The organism is Arthrobacter oryzae (assembly GCF_030812315.1).
Lineage (GTDB): Bacteria > Actinomycetota > Actinomycetes > Actinomycetales > Micrococcaceae > Arthrobacter > Arthrobacter oryzae_B.
On sequence record NZ_JAUSSM010000011.1, the window covers coordinates 72,848 to 87,275 of the forward strand.

At 64.5% G+C, this 14,428-nt stretch carries 13 protein-coding genes; 9 read left to right on the forward strand and 4 right to left on the reverse strand.

All coding sequences use genetic code 11. The features are described from left to right. Positions 1-48 precede the first annotated feature (48 nt). The 4 genes from J2S97_RS19600 to sdhC form a co-directional block, all read right to left on the reverse strand. Positions 49-831 carry a succinate dehydrogenase iron-sulfur subunit gene (locus J2S97_RS19600; RefSeq protein WP_307051608.1) on the reverse strand — a complete coding sequence of 261 codons (783 nt, stop codon included), beginning with the start codon at positions 829-831 and terminating at the stop codon, positions 49-51. After that, positions 831-2,639 (reverse strand): succinate dehydrogenase flavoprotein subunit, encoded by a 1,809-nt coding sequence (gene sdhA / locus J2S97_RS19605; RefSeq protein WP_307051609.1) that lies wholly within the window; start codon positions 2,637-2,639, stop codon positions 831-833. Before sdhA ends, J2S97_RS19600 begins: the two co-directional genes overlap by 1 nt. Before the next feature lie 120 nt (positions 2,640-2,759). Next, complete coding sequence (locus J2S97_RS19610) at positions 2,760-3,245, reverse strand: succinate dehydrogenase hydrophobic membrane anchor subunit (RefSeq protein ID WP_307051610.1); 486 nt, start codon at positions 3,243-3,245, stop codon at positions 2,760-2,762. A gap of 3 nt (positions 3,246-3,248) precedes the next feature. Next, entirely contained in the window at positions 3,249-3,629 is a 381-nt protein-coding gene (gene sdhC, locus J2S97_RS19615; RefSeq protein WP_081818859.1) for a succinate dehydrogenase, cytochrome b556 subunit, read from the reverse strand. Between the two features lie 257 nt (positions 3,630-3,886). Between sdhC and J2S97_RS19620 the strand changes: the two genes are divergently transcribed. The 9 genes from J2S97_RS19620 (at position 3,887) to J2S97_RS19660 (ending at position 14,381) form a co-directional block, all read left to right on the forward strand. Beyond that, a complete protein-coding gene (locus tag J2S97_RS19620; protein ID WP_307051611.1) occupies positions 3,887-5,020 on the forward strand; it encodes a mannose-1-phosphate guanylyltransferase in 1,134 nt (377 codons plus the stop codon). A gap of 137 nt (positions 5,021-5,157) precedes the next feature. Beyond that, positions 5,158-6,357: an amidohydrolase gene (locus tag J2S97_RS19625; protein ID WP_104172765.1), complete on the forward strand. Its 1,200-nt coding sequence runs from the start codon at positions 5,158-5,160 to the stop codon at positions 6,355-6,357. A gap of 183 nt (positions 6,358-6,540) precedes the next feature. Beyond that, entirely contained in the window at positions 6,541-7,005 is a 465-nt protein-coding gene (locus tag J2S97_RS19630) for a MarR family winged helix-turn-helix transcriptional regulator (RefSeq protein WP_307051612.1), read from the forward strand. A 49-nt stretch (positions 7,006-7,054) separates the two neighbouring features. Next, on the forward strand, positions 7,055-7,486 hold the full coding sequence (locus J2S97_RS19635; RefSeq protein ID WP_307051613.1) for an organic hydroperoxide resistance protein: 432 nt from the start codon (positions 7,055-7,057) through the stop codon (positions 7,484-7,486). Next, positions 7,483-8,514: an NADP-dependent oxidoreductase gene (locus J2S97_RS19640; RefSeq protein WP_307051614.1), complete on the forward strand. Its 1,032-nt coding sequence runs from the start codon at positions 7,483-7,485 to the stop codon at positions 8,512-8,514. The genes J2S97_RS19635 and J2S97_RS19640 overlap by 4 nt, the downstream gene beginning before the upstream one ends. Positions 8,515-8,755: 241 nt before the next feature. Beyond that, a complete protein-coding gene (locus J2S97_RS19645; RefSeq protein WP_444875940.1) occupies positions 8,756-9,856 on the forward strand; it encodes a BMP family lipoprotein in 1,101 nt (366 codons plus the stop codon). 181 nt (positions 9,857-10,037) lie between these two features. Then, complete coding sequence (locus J2S97_RS19650) at positions 10,038-11,651, forward strand: ABC transporter ATP-binding protein (RefSeq protein WP_307051615.1); 1,614 nt, start codon at positions 10,038-10,040, stop codon at positions 11,649-11,651. Then, positions 11,644-13,056 (forward strand): ABC transporter permease, encoded by a 1,413-nt coding sequence (locus J2S97_RS19655; RefSeq protein ID WP_307051616.1) that lies wholly within the window; start codon positions 11,644-11,646, stop codon positions 13,054-13,056. The genes J2S97_RS19650 and J2S97_RS19655 overlap by 8 nt, the downstream gene beginning before the upstream one ends. Beyond that, positions 13,053-14,381, forward strand: a complete 1,329-nt coding sequence (locus tag J2S97_RS19660) for an ABC transporter permease (protein ID WP_307051617.1) — start codon at positions 13,053-13,055, stop codon at positions 14,379-14,381. Before J2S97_RS19655 ends, J2S97_RS19660 begins: the two co-directional genes overlap by 4 nt. Positions 14,382-14,428: the final 47 nt, after the last annotated feature.

The window sequence follows — 14,428 nt, forward strand, 5'->3', positions numbered from 1 at the left end:
TGATAGGTGAGCGGCGCCGTCGGCTGGTAAGTCCGTAGTAAACGGGTGCTAGATCTTGCGGGAGAGGATTGCCTGCTTGACCTCGGCAATGGCCTGCGTGACCTGGATGCCGCGGGGGCAGGCTTCCGAGCAGTTGAAAGTGGTGCGGCAGCGCCACACGCCTTCCTTGTCGTTCAGGATTTCCAGGCGCATGTCGCCGGCGTCATCACGGGAATCGAAGATGAAGCGGTGGGCGTTCACTATTGCTGCCGGGCCGAAGTACTGTCCGTCGGTCCAGAAGACCGGGCAGGAGGACGTGCACGCGGCGCAGAGGATGCACTTGGTGGTGTCGTCGAAGCGCTCACGGTCCTCGGCGGACTGCAGGCGTTCCTTGGTGGGCTCGTGGCCCTTGTTGATGAGGAACGGCATGACTTCACGGAAGGACTGGAAGAACGGCTCCATGTCCACGATCAGGTCCTTCTCCACCGGCAGGCCCTTGATGGGTTCGACCGTGATGGGCTTGGACGTGTCCAGGTCCTTCAGGAGGGTCTTGCACGCGAGGCGGTTGCGGCCGTTGATGCGCATGGCATCGGAACCGCAGACGCCGTGGGCGCAGGAACGGCGGAAGGAGACGCTGCCGTCAATTTCCCACTTGACCTTGTGCAGGGCATCCAGCACGCGGTCGGTGCCGTACATGGTCACCTTGAAGTCGTCCCAGGTGGCGTCCTCGGAAACCTCGGGGTTGTAACGGCGCACGCGCAGGGTGACGTCGAATGTGGGGATCTCGCCGCCGCCACCGATGTGTGCGGGCAGTTCGATCTTGGAGGCTGGCTCAGCAAGTTCGGCGGACATTAGTACTTCCTCACCATCGGCTCGTAGCGGGTAAAGACAACCGGTTTGGTGGCCAGGCGGATGCCGGCAGTTGTTTTGGCGGTTCCCGCCGTGCCGTCAGCCGGGGCGTGGTCGTCCTTGTACGCCATGGAGTGCTTCATGAATTTTTCGTCGTCGCGGTCCGGGAAGTCCTCGCGGAAGTGACCGCCGCGGGATTCCTCACGGTGCAGGGCGGCAACCGTCATGACCTTGGCCAGTTCCAGCAGGAAGCCCAGTTCGACGGCTTCGAGCAGGTCAAGGTTGAAACGCTTGCCCTTGTCCTGGACGCTGATGTTTTTGTAGCGGGCCTCAAACGACTCGATGTCCCGAAGGACCTGGTTCAGCGTGTCGGCCGTGCGGAACACCTGCATGTTGGCGTCCATGGTGTCCTGGAGTTCCTTGCGGATCACGGCCACCTTCTCGTCGCCGTTGCCGTTGCGGGCGATATCCAGCAGCTCGATGGTGTACGCCTCGGGGTCCTCCGGGAGCTCCACGAAGTCAGCCGTCTTGGCGTACTCGGCCGCGGCGATCCCGGCGCGCTTTCCGAACACGTTGATGTCCAGCAGCGAGTTGGTGCCCAGGCGGTTGGAGCCGTGCACCGAAACACAGGCCACTTCACCGGCTGCGTAGAGGCCCGGCACCACGGTGTCGTTGTCCTGCAGCACTTCGGTGGTGATGTTGGTGGGGATGCCGCCCATGGCGTAGTGCGCCGTCGGGAACACCGGAACCGGCTCCGTGTACGGCTCGACACCGAGGTAGGTGCGGGCAAACTCGGTGATGTCCGGCAGCTTCGCGTCGATGTGCGCCGGTTCGAGGTGGGTCAGGTCCAGGAGGACGTAGTCCTTGTTCGGGCCACAGCCGCGGCCTTCGCGGACCTCGTTGGCCATGGAGCGGGCCACGATGTCACGGGGTGCGAGGTCCTTGATGGTGGGGGCGTAGCGCTCCATGAAGCGCTCACCTTCGGAGTTACGCAGGATGGCGCCTTCGCCACGTGCAGCTTCCGAAAGCAGGATGCCCAGCCCGGCAAGGCCGGTCGGGTGGAACTGGAAGAACTCCATGTCCTCCAGCGGGATGCCGCGGCGGAACGCGATGCCCATGCCGTCACCTGTCAGGGTGTGTGCGTTGGACGTGGTCTTGAAGACCTTGCCCGCGCCGCCGGAGGCGAACACCACGGACTTTGCCTGGAACACGTGCAGTTCACCGGAAGCGAGGTCGTAGGACACGACGCCGGCAACGCGCTTCTGCTTGTACGGCGTGCCGTCTTCGCGAACGGCGTCTTCCTCGACCGTCAGCAGGTCCAGGACGTAGTACTCGTTGTAGAACTCAACGTTGTGCTTGACGCAGTTTTGGTACAGCGTCTGCAGGATCATGTGACCCGTGCGGTCGGCGGCGTAGCAGGCACGGCGGACCGGGGCCTTGCCGTGGTCACGGGTGTGGCCGCCGAAGCGGCGCTGGTCAATCCGTCCTTCCGGCGTGCGGTTGAACGGCAGACCCATCTTTTCCAGATCGAGCACGGCGTCGATGGCTTCCTTCGCCATGACCTCGGCTGCGTCCTGGTCCACCAGGTAGTCGCCACCCTTAATGGTGTCGAAGGTGTGCCACTCCCAGTTGTCTTCCTCGACATTGGCCAGTGCCGCACACATGCCACCCTGCGCAGCACCGGTGTGCGAGCGGGTGGGGTAGAGCTTGGTCAGTACTGCTGTGCGCGCGCGCTGACCGGATTCGATCGCGGCGCGCATGCCAGCGCCACCGGCACCGACGATGACGACGTCGTACTTATGGACCTGCATACCAGACGCTCTTTCTCTCAAAATTCGCAATAAAACGACGGGCGGGCGGAGCCTGCTCCGTAAAACCGTTGCCCGCACAGTGTGCGGGTGCAGCTGATCCCCGGACGGGGAAAGGTGCCGCTAAGGGGCCGGGCAGAAGCCGCCCGGCAGCGGTACGCCGTTGGCGTCCAGAGGGCACGGGTTGAAGGTGAAGATCACCAGGGTGCCCAGGATGATGATGACGGTGGTGGCGGCGTAGAGGACGGTCTTCAGCCAGAGGCGCGTGGAGTCCTTCTCGGCGTAGTCGTTGATGATGGTGCGGACGCCGTTGGTGCCGTGCAGCATGGCGAGCCAGAGCATGGCCAGGTCCCAGAATTGCCAGAACGGATCTGCCCACTTGCCGGCCACGAAGCCGAAGTCAATGGCGTGGATGCCTTCACCTACCAGGAGGTTCACGAAGAGGTGGCCGAAGATCAGGACCACCAGGACAACGCCCGACAGCCGCATGAACAGCCAGGCCGCCATCTCGAAGTTGCCCCTCGAGCCGCCGGTCCGGCGGTACTTGGGGGCGATCAGTCCGGCGCCCGGTTTTCCACTGCGCGGACTCTGAATCTGGGTTGCAGTCATGGCTTAGTGACCTCCGAAGGCGAGGGAAAGGTGGCGGATGGAGAAGCCGACCATGACGATGACCCAGAGGATCAGGACCGTCCACAGCATCTGGCGCTGGTACTTAGCGCCCTTCTTCCAGAAGTCGACGGCGATGATCCGCAGGCCGTTGAAGGCGTGGAAAACGATCGCTGCGACAAGGCCCGTTTCACCCAGGGCCATAAGGGGGTTCTTGTAGGCGCCGATCACGGCGGTGTATGCCTCTGGGGACACGCGCACCAATGAGGTGTCCAGCACATGGACCAACAAGAAGAAGAAAATCACTACACCTGTAATGCGGTGTCCAACCCAGGACCACATGCCTTCACGGCCGCGGTACAAGGTGCCAGCTGGTTTTGTCGGCACTGAATAAACCTCCCTGCAACACAGCGGCGCTGGCATGGGATCCACGCGGGGGGAACGCCTGCTGCGAGAGCACTCGTAAGCTCAAGCCTAAATCTAGGCTTCGCCCACAGCTTATTCAATTTAGGAACTCCTTGGTGTCGCCTGCCTGCGCGGTTTTTGTCCATAATTGAGACGAACGCCACATTGTGGCTCCCCTGGGGGCATTCAGGGGCGGCATCTGCCCGTCACCGAGCGGTGGTCGGCTAAAGTAGGCCTTGATGACTACAGACATAGCGACAAGCCGGGATTCACCGCTGGACCGTTTTATTGCGGTAATCCCTGCAGGCGGAGTGGGGACCCGCCTCTGGCCCCTGTCGCGTGCAGCAGCCCCCAAGTTCCTTCACGATCTCACCGGTTCCGGCAGCACGCTGCTGCGGGCGACCTACGACCGGCTTGAGCCGCTTGCCGGAAAGGGCGTACTGGTTGTTACCGGTAACGCCCACCGGAACGCGGTGTGCAGCCAGCTTCCCGAGATCCAGGATTCCGACCTGGTTCTCGAAAGCGAGCCCAAGGACTCCGGCGCGGCCATCGGCCTAGCGGCGGCCATCCTGTACCAGCGGGATCCGGAGATCATCATGGGTTCCTTCGCCGCGGACCAGGTGATCAGTCCCGACGATCTCTTCCAGGATGCCGTGCGGGAGGCCATCCACACGGCTGCAGCCGGCAAGATCGTGACCATCGGCATCAAGCCCACGCACCCGTCCACCGGCTTCGGCTACATCCGGTCCGGCGAGAACCTTTCCATCGCGAAGGCGCCGAGCGCGCAGGCCGTGGTGGAATTCGTTGAGAAGCCCAGCGAGGACGTTGCCCAGCAGTACGTGGACAGCGGCGAGTACGTATGGAATGCGGGCATGTTCGTTGCCCCCGTCTCACTGATGCTCAAGCACCTCGAAGCAAACCAGCCGGAACTCTTCAAGGGGCTCACGGAGATCGCGCAGGCCTGGGACACTCCGGAGCGTGACGAGGTCACCGCCCGCGTCTGGCCCACCCTGCCGAAGATCGCCATCGACTACGCGGTGGCAGAACCTGCCGCGGCCGCCGGGGACGTCGCCGTCGTGCCTGGCGCCTTCCGCTGGGACGACGTCGGCGACTTTGCCTCCGTGGGCCGGCTCAACAGCGCCAAGGAAGTGGACGATGTCACCGTCCTCGGCGAAGGCGCCCGGGTATTCACGGAAAACGCCAGCGGCGTTGTGGTCACGGACACCAAGCGCGTCATCGCGCTGATCGGCATCAAGGACGTGGTCATTGTTGACACCCCCGATGCTTTGCTGGTCACCACCATGGCGCACTCCCAGCGGGTCAAAGCCGCCGTTGATGCGCTCAAGGCCAGCGGCGACACCGACGTCCTCTAATATCGGACTCAGCCCAAGCTTTCCGGCGTGCCGGGCAGCTTGGGCTGATCTGTATCCTGCGCCGGAAGCTGACTCCCGGATCCGTAACCCGCAGACCCTGATGCGGGTATTCGCGGCACCCTCGCTAGAGTTGATCCGTGCGCAATTACACTACTGAAGCCGAGCCCACCGCCCTTGTGGGGCCGTGGCTGGAGCCGCTCCTGCCGGAACTCATCGATTTCCGCCGTGACCTCCACGCGCATCCGGAGCTGTCCTTCAAGGAGTTCCGCACCACCAACAAGCTCGCGGAGCGGCTGGAGGCTGCCGGCCTGAAGCCGCGCAGGCTCGAAGGTACCGGCCTCACCGTTGACGTCGGCGAAGGCCCCATCGCCACGGCGCTGCGCGGCGACATCGACGCCCTCCCGATCATCGAGGAAACCGGTCTGCCGTTTGCGTCGAAAAACCACGGCGTCACCCATGCCTGCGGCCACGACGTCCACACCACCACCATGCTTGGCATCGCCCTGGTGCTGCACCGCATGCACCAGGAGTCGCCGCTCGGCGGCAGTGTGCGCATCATTTTCCAGCCCGCCGAGGAAACCATGCCCGGCGGAGCGCACGCCTGCATTGAACAGGGCGTGCTCGAGGGGGTGCCGCGCATCCTGGCCCTGCACTGCGATCCGCGCATCGACGTCGGCAAGATCGGCACCCGGATCGGCGCCATCACCTCGGCTTCGGACACGATCAGGATCGAGCTTTCCGGACGCGGCGGGCACACCTCGCGCCCGCACCTGACCGAGGACCTTGTGTTCGCGCTGGCGCAGATTGCCGTGAACGTGCCTGCAGTGCTGTCCCGCCGCGTGGACGTGCGCAGCGGCGTCTCCGTGGTCTGGGGGCACATTTCCGCCGGCTCGGCGCCCAACGCCATTCCCGGTACCGGCTACATGGCAGGAACCATGCGGTGCCTGGACCGCGATGCCTGGCACAGTGCCGGCAAGCTCCTGGACGAAGTCGTCCATCAGGTGGCCGCGCCTTACGGGGTGGACGTCCGGCTCGAGCACACCCGCGGGGTCCCCCCGGTAGTGAACTCCGAACACGAAACGGCCCTGATCGAGGCAGCCGCACGCGCCGAAATCGCGGAAGGGGCTGTGGTCCTCACCCCGCAGTCCATGGGCGGCGAGGATTTCGCGTGGTTCCTGGCTGAGCTTCCCGGCGCGATGATGCGGCTGGGCACCAAGACCCCCGGCGGCGAGGAATACGACCTCCACCGCGGCGACTACATCCTGGACGAGAGGGCCCTGGGCTACGGCATCCAGGTCCTGACCGCAGCGGCCCTCCGCACGATCCGGGACCTCTAGCCCACCCCTTAGAGCGCGAACGGACATTTGAGCCCCACCCGCACGGCGCGAACGGACAGTTGAGCCCCTGAACAAGGGCCGCAAGTGTCCGTTCGCGCTTTGTGCAGGGCCTCAAGTGTCCGTTCGCGCTCTTTATCGGGTAGATAAGTTGTGCACAATTCAATTGTGCGTTATCGTTTTTCTATGACCGGTGCACCCCGCCTCAACACCCCCCGCCTCGACGCCCCCAGGCTCAATCGCCAGGTGTGCTTTGCGCTGTACTCCGCATCGAAGGCAGCCACCGCCGTGTACCGGCCCATGCTGGACGAACTGGGACTGACCTATCCCCAGTACCTCGTCATGCTGGTGCTCTGGGAGGACCAGCCCCGCAGCGTCCGCGAACTGGGGGAGGAGCTCGCCTTGGACTCAGGCACCCTCTCGCCGCTGCTGAAGCGGCTCGAATCGCTGGGGCTGGTGGAGCGGAGGCGTTCGGCTGAGGATGAACGCCGCGTTGAGGTTTTCCTCACGGACGCCGGCACGGCCCTCAGCGCCAAGTCCAGCGCAATTCCCCAGCAGCTCGCGGACGCCGCCGGCCTGTCCGCGGTAGAGCTCGACCAGCTCCGGGAGACCTTGGGCAGGCTCACTGCCGCCCTGCATTCCTCCCGCTAGGCAGACTTCCCCTCCAACAGGCTTTCCATCCACTACAGAACGGAACCACGTGAAGACTCTCTACACCGCAGAAGCCCTTGCCTCAGGCGAGGGCCGGGACGGCAACGCCCGCACCAAGGACGGCAAGCTCGACGTCGCATTGGCCAGCCCCGTGGAACTCGGCGGCAACGGCCAGGGAACCAATCCGGAACAGCTGTTCGCGGCCGGTTACGCGGCATGCTTCCACTCCGCCCTCCGCCTGGTGGGCCGCAAGGAAAAGGCGGACCTCACGGATTCCGCCGTCGCAGCCAAGATCCACTTCGGCGCCCTCGAAGACGGCGTGGGCTACGGCCTTGCAGCCGAGCTCGAAATCGCCCTTCCGGCACTGGACCTGGCCACAGCGGAGGCTCTCGTGGCCAAGGCGCACCGGATCTGCCCCTACTCCAATGCCACGCGCGGCAACATCAACGTCGACATCAAGATCCTGGAGGTGGCAGCATGAGCGCCAACACCGCAACCGCAACCCTTCCCCTGACCACCCGCGAGATCCAGCTGGCATCCCGTCCGCACGGCCGCCCGGTGCCGGAAAACTTCCGCCTCGCCGAGTCGGAACTCCCGCAACTGCAGGACGGCCAGGTGCTGGTCCGCAACCGCTTCATCTCCGTTGACCCTTACATGCGCGGCCGCATGAACGACGTCAAGTCCTACTCCGCGCCGTTTGCGCTGGATGCAGCGCTCGACGGCGGCGCCGTCGGCGAGGTGATCGCGTCCCGGTCGGATCAACGCAAGGTGGGGGACGTCGTCGTGCATTCCCTTGGCTGGCGTGAATATGCCGTGCTTGATGCCGCCGCCACCTCCCCGGCGCGTACCGATCTGGCACCCGATTCGGCGTTCCTGGGAGCGCTGGGCATGACCGGCCTGACGGCCTACGCCGGCCTGCTGAAAGTAGCGGAGTTCAAGCCCGGAGAGGTGGTCTTCGTTTCCGGAGCCGCGGGTGCCGTGGGTTCCCTCGTCGGCCAGATCGCCAAGGCGATGGGCGCCTCCCGGGTCATCGGCAGCGCAGGATCCCCGGACAAGGTGGCACGACTGCTGGAGCTGGGCTTCGATGAGGCATTCAACTACAACGACGGCCCGGTGGCCGATCAGCTCGCCGCAGCGGCGGGTGAACGCGGGATCGATGTGTACTTCGACAACGTTGGCGGTGAACACCTTGAAGCTGCGCTCTCCGCGCTCACTGTCGGCGGCCGTGTGGCCATGTGCGGCGCCATTGCGCAGTACAACTCGACCGAACCCACTGCTGCTCCCCGCAACCTCATGCAGGCCATCGGCAAGCAGCTGACCCTCAAGGGCTTCCTGGTCGGCGGCTACTGGCAGCATATGGGCGAGTTCGTCGAAACCGTATCCGCCTGGGTGGCTGACGGCACGGTCCGCTACGACGAGACCGTCGTGGACGGACTGGAGAACGCCCCGCAGGCCTTCATGGACCTCCTCGAAGGCGCCAACACCGGGAAGATGCTGGTCCGGGTCTAGGAATTTGGACACGACTTGCGGTGGCGGCTACCGATAGGTAACAAGTTCTCAACAATCTTCCCGCCCGGGCGCCGGCGTGCTATCAGGACGTGTTCCAGGCCACTACAGTAGCTGTCATCAGTGCGCCTCGGCGCAGTGCTGCGAACCCATCAGTGAAAACAGAATTTCAGTGTGGAGCATTCGAAACGGACACTCATTGAACTCCCGTCGTAGCGCCTATCTCTTTGTTCCTGGAGGAAAATTGAAGAACTCACTGCGTGCAACCCTCAAGCGCGGTTCAATGGCCGGTGTCGCCACCGCGGGTGCGGCCGCTCTCCTGCTGACAAGCTGCGGGGCCCCCCCGGAAGCCGGCAGCACCGCAACTGCCACCGCCAGCGACTACACGGGCTGCATCGTGTCCGACTCGGGTGGATTCGACGACCAGTCGTTCAACCAGTCGTCCTACGAGGGACTCAAGAAGGCTGAGAAGGATCTTGGCATCCAGGTCCGCCAGGTCGAGTCCAAGACCAACAACGACTACGATCCGAATCTGCGCGCCATGGTGTCCGCGGGCTGCGACCTCACTGTGACTGTGGGCTACCTCCTCGGCGACGCCACCAAGGCACAGGCCGAAGCCAACCCGAACAGCCACTTCGCCATCATCGACGTCGGCTACGAAAAGCCGATTGCCAACGTCAAGCCCATCATCTACGACACGGCGCAGGCTGCGTTCATGGCCGGTTATCTGGCCGCGGCCACCTCGAAGACCGGCACGGTGGCGACCTTCGGCGGCATCAAGATCCCCGCCGTCACCAACTTCATGGACGGCTACGCGGACGGCGTGAAGTACTACAACGAGAAGAAGGGCAAGGACGTCAAGCTCCTCGGCTGGGACAAGGCCAAGCAGGACGGCAGCTTCACCGACGACTTCGAAAAGCAGGACAAGGGTAAGCAGCTCACCCAGAACTTCCTGGACCAGGGGGCGGACATTGTCATGCCCGTTGCCGGACCGGTGGGCAAGGGTGCCGGCGCGGCGCTGAAGGAAGCCAAGGCCGCAGGCAAGGACGTCAAGCTCATCTGGGTCGACTCCGACGGCTTCCTTACCGCCCCGGAATACAAGGACATCATGCTTACGTCTGTCATGAAGCAGATGGGCTCTGCCGTGGAGACTGTCGTCAAGGAGGACAAGGAGGGCAAATTCAGCAATGAGCCCTACGTCGGCACGCTCGCGAATGAGGGTGTCCAGCTGGCCCCGTTCCACGATCTCGATTCCCAGGTCCCCGCGGAACTGAAGACCGAGCTGGAGCAGATCAAGAAGGACATCGTTGACGGCAAGCTGAAGGTCGACAGCCCGAAGGCCTAAATTCCTCCGCAAAGCGCCACCACCCGGTTGGTCATTGACTTCCGGGCGGTGGCGCTTTTCGTTGGGTCAGCTTTTCGACGGGCCCTGCCCGTCCGCCAGAGGTTGCAGGCACTAGGCTGGTGCTGCAGCCACATATCCCGTCCGGGCGCATATCCCGGACGCTTCGAGATTGGTCAGAGTTTTGAAACTTGAACTCAGAGGGATCACCAAACGCTTCGGCTCCCTAGTTGCCAACGATCACATCGATGTGGTTGTTGAACCGGGGCAAATTCATTGCCTGCTTGGTGAAAACGGCGCAGGCAAGTCCACGCTGATGAATGTCCTTTATGGTCTGTACGAGCCCAGTGAGGGCGAAATCCTGGTGGACGGCAAAGCCGTCACCTTCCGCGGCCCGGGCGACGCGATGGCTGCGGGCATCGGCATGGTGCACCAGCACTTCATGCTGGTCCCGGTATTTACTGTCGCGGAGAACGTGGCGCTCGGCGCCGAAACCACCAAGGCAGGCGGCTTCCTCAACCTTGATGACACCCGCCGGAAGATCAAGGAGATCTCAGACAAGTACGGTTTCGACGTCGACCCCGACGCCCTGATTGAGGACCTTCCGGTAGGCGTCCAGCAGCGCGTGGAAATCATCAAGGCCCTGGTCCGCGATGCGAAGGTGCTCATCCTCGACGAGCCCACGGCAGTGCTGACACCGCAGGACACCGACGAACTCCTGGACATCATGCGCCAGCTGAAAAGCAACGGCACGTCGATCGTCTTCATCTCCCACAAGCTCCGCGAAGTGAAGGCCGTGTCCGACACGATCACCGTCATTCGGCGCGGCAAGGTGGTGGGCAGTGCGGATCCCGGTGCGTCCACAACGGAGCTTGCCTCCATGATGGTGGGCCGAGCGGTCAGCCTGACCCTGGATAAGGCACCGGCCAGGCCGCAGGAAACGACGTTCCAGGTCAAGGACCTCACCGTAATCGCCCCGACAGGCCAGCATGTTGTGGACGGCATCAGCTTCGACATCGCCCGCGGCGAGATCCTCGCCGTGGCAGGCGTGCAGGGAAACGGCCAGACGGAACTCACCGAGGCCATTCTGGGCCTGCAGGAACGCTGCGACGGATCGATCCTGCTTGACGGTCAGGAACTCCTGGGCCACAGCGTCAAGGAAGTGCTCAGGGCCGGCGTCGGCTTTGTTCCTGAAGACCGGACGGTCGACGGGCTCATCGGCACCTTCTCCATTGCGGAGAACCTCGTGCTGGACCTCTACGACCAGCCGCCATTCGCCAAAGGCATCAGTATGAGCCCCGCCAAGATCCTGGAGAACGCCAAGTCCCGGATAGGCGAGTTCGACGTCCGCACCCCGTCCGGGTCACTGGCCGCGGGCACGCTCTCCGGCGGAAACCAGCAGAAAGTGGTCATGGCCCGGGAGTTGTCCCGGCCGCTGCGCCTCTTTATCGCCTCCCAGCCCACCCGTGGCGTGGACGTGGGGTCCATTGAGTTCCTGCACAAACGCATCGTGGCCGAACGCGACCAAGGCACGCCGGTGATGATCGTCTCCACCGAACTCGACGAAGTGATCGAACTCGCCGACCGCATCGCCGTGCTCTACAAGGGGAAGCTGGTGGGCATCGTCCCAGCCGGCACCGGACGCGACGTCCTGGGCCTGATGATGGCCGGGCTTCCGCCGGAAAGCGCCGCCCAGGCAGACACCCCCCACACGGGCACTGCCCACGCAGACACCGCTGGCGCGCCGAAGCCCGCACAGGCTTCCACCTCCGGTGCCGAAGGAGGCGACCATGACTGAACAGGACAAGCCCCAACACATGGCAGACGAAAGCGCGGAGGGAAACCGCGACACGGGGGACCTCGAACCCCAGGACCGCGACACGCAGGAACCCCAGGCCACGGCCGATGACGCAGCAGCCGCCACCTCGCTGGACACAGCCGGCGGCGCCATGCAGCCCTCGGCCGTTCCTGTCTCGGCCCAGAGCGGCACCGTCCCGGGCGGGCCGGACACCCTGGTCCGGCGGATCTTCACGGGCAGCGGCATGGTGTCGATCCTGGCAGTGCTGCTTGCCCTGATCCTTGGCGGACTCCTCATCGCCAGCACGGACAAGCAGGTGGGAGCCACGGCAAGCTACCTCTTTGCCCGGCCCTCGGACTTCTTCTCGGCGGTCTGGACTGCTGCGACCCGTTCGTACGTCGCGCTGTTCCAGGGCTCCGTGTTCAACCCCCGCGGCTCCAGCGTTGCGGTGCAGTTTGCTCCGCTGATGGAGACCCTCACCATCGCGACACCGCTCATCACGGCAGGCTTGGGCGTGGCACTCGCGTTCCGTGCCGGCCTGTTCAACATCGGTGCCCAGGGCCAGATCATCATGGCCGGCATCCTCGCCGCCTGGGTCGGTTTCGCGCTGCACCTGCCCGTGGGCCTGCACCTGCTGCTGGTCCTTGTCGCCGGCATCGTGGGCGGTGCCATCTGGGGCGGGCTGGTCGGCCTGCTGAAGGCACGCACAGGAGCCCACGAGGTCATCCTGACCATCATGTTCAACTACATCGCCCTGTACTTCCTGCGCTACCTGCTCAACACCCCGGCGTTCCAACGGCCGGGGGAGTCCAACCCCATCTCTCCGATCCTGGATCCCTCCGCTGTGTACCCGCAGATTTTCGGGACCCAGTACAGGCTGCACCTGGGCTTTGTCCTGGCCATCGCGGCCACCGTCTTCGTCTGGTGGCTGCTTAACCGGTCCACTGTCGGATTCGAGTTCCGGGCTGTCGGGGCCAACCCGAAGGCGGCACTGACCGCCGGCATCAACGTTCCCCGCGCCACCGTCCTGGTCATGGCGATCGCCGGTGCACTGGCGGGCATGTCCGGTGTGGCGCAGGTGGCGGGAACCGAAAAGGTCCTGACCGACGGCGTGGCCGCCACGTACGGCTTCGACGCCATCACCGTTGCACTCCTGGGACGCTCGACGCCGTGGGGCACCTTCGCGGCCGGCCTGCTGTTCGGAGCCTTCCGCGCCGGGGCAGTGCAGATGCAGATCCAGACCGGAACCCCGATCGACATCGTGCTGGTGGTCCAGTCGCTGATCGTTCTGTTCATCGCGGCCCCGCCGCTGGTGCGTGCCCTCTTCGGGCTCAATCCCCGCAAGAAGAAGGCCGCCACAGCCGGCAAGACCAAGACGGCAGCAACCACCGGAGGTGCAGCATGAGCACAACAGCAACGTCGCCCGTTCCGGGCACGCCGCAGCCGGGAACACCGCAGTCGGCCAACGAAAAGGCCCCCGCAGTTTCAGCGAAGCCCGTGACCTGGAAGGTGCCGGTCCTGCTTTCTGTCCTCGGCGTCGTGGCGTTCATCTTCTTTGGCGTGATGGGACCCAACCAGACAGCCAGGTTCGGGATCTCCTCGAGCGGTGATTTCTTCCAGCTTCCGGCCATCCAGGTGCCGGCCTTCCTCGGCGGCATCGTGCTGTCAGTCCTGATGCTGGGCCTCGCCGCCTACGCGGTGTACCTCAAGACCCGGAACGAACCCTCTCCCGGCTGGCTCCCCATCGTCTTCATCGTCCTATTCGTGGCAGCCTTCCTGATCTGGGTGGTGGGCGGCGCCCGCACCCCCAGCATTTCGCTGGCCGGGCTCATCGCCGGTTCCGTGACGCTTGCGGTTCCCCTCGTTTTCGGCTCCCTCTCGGGTGTGCTGTGCGAACGCGTCGGCGTGGTAAACATCGCCATCGAGGGCCAGCTGCTCGGCGGTGCGTTCACCGCCGCAATGGTGGCCACCCTGACCAAGAGCCCCTTCATCGGGCTGCTGGCAGCGGCAGTTGCCGGCGCCGTCGTCTCGATGGTGCTGGCGGTCTTCAGCATCAAGTACCTGGTCAACCAGATCATCGTGGGCGTGGTGCTCAACGTCCTGGTCTCGGGCCTGACCGGCTTCCTGTTCAGCACCGTGATGCAGGCCGACAAGGCACAGTTCAACTCCCCGGGGCGGCTGCCCATTATCGACATCCCCGTGCTCTCCAGCATCCCGGTGATCGGCCCCATCCTGTTCAAGCAGTCCGTGGTGGGGTACCTGATGTACATTGCGGTCATCGTGGTGTGGATCGGCCTCTTCAAGACCAAATGGGGCCTCCGCGTGCGGGCGGTAGGCGAACACCCGCAGGCGGCCGACACCATGGGCATCAAGGTCAATGCCACGCGTTTCTGGAACGTCACCCTCGGCGGCGCCGTCGCTGGCATCGGCGGCTCGTTCTTCACCCTCGTAGCCATCGACAGCTTCACCAAGGAGATCTCGGGCGGACGAGGCTTCATTGCCCTGGCCGCGCTGATCTTCGGCCGCTGGAACCCGATCGGTGCGTTCTTCGCGGCGCTGCTGTTCGGCTTCGCTGACAACCTGCAGAGCATCGTAACCATCATCGGCACCCCGGTTCCGAGCCAGTTCATGGCCATGCTGCCCTACCTGGTGACAGTGCTCGCCGTCGCCGGACTGGTCGGCCGCTCCAGGCCGCCGGCGGCCAGCGGCATACCGTACATCAAGGGTTGACGGCCGTGGACGAGGTTTCGCCACGCCCGGCCACCGGCGGGGAAGGC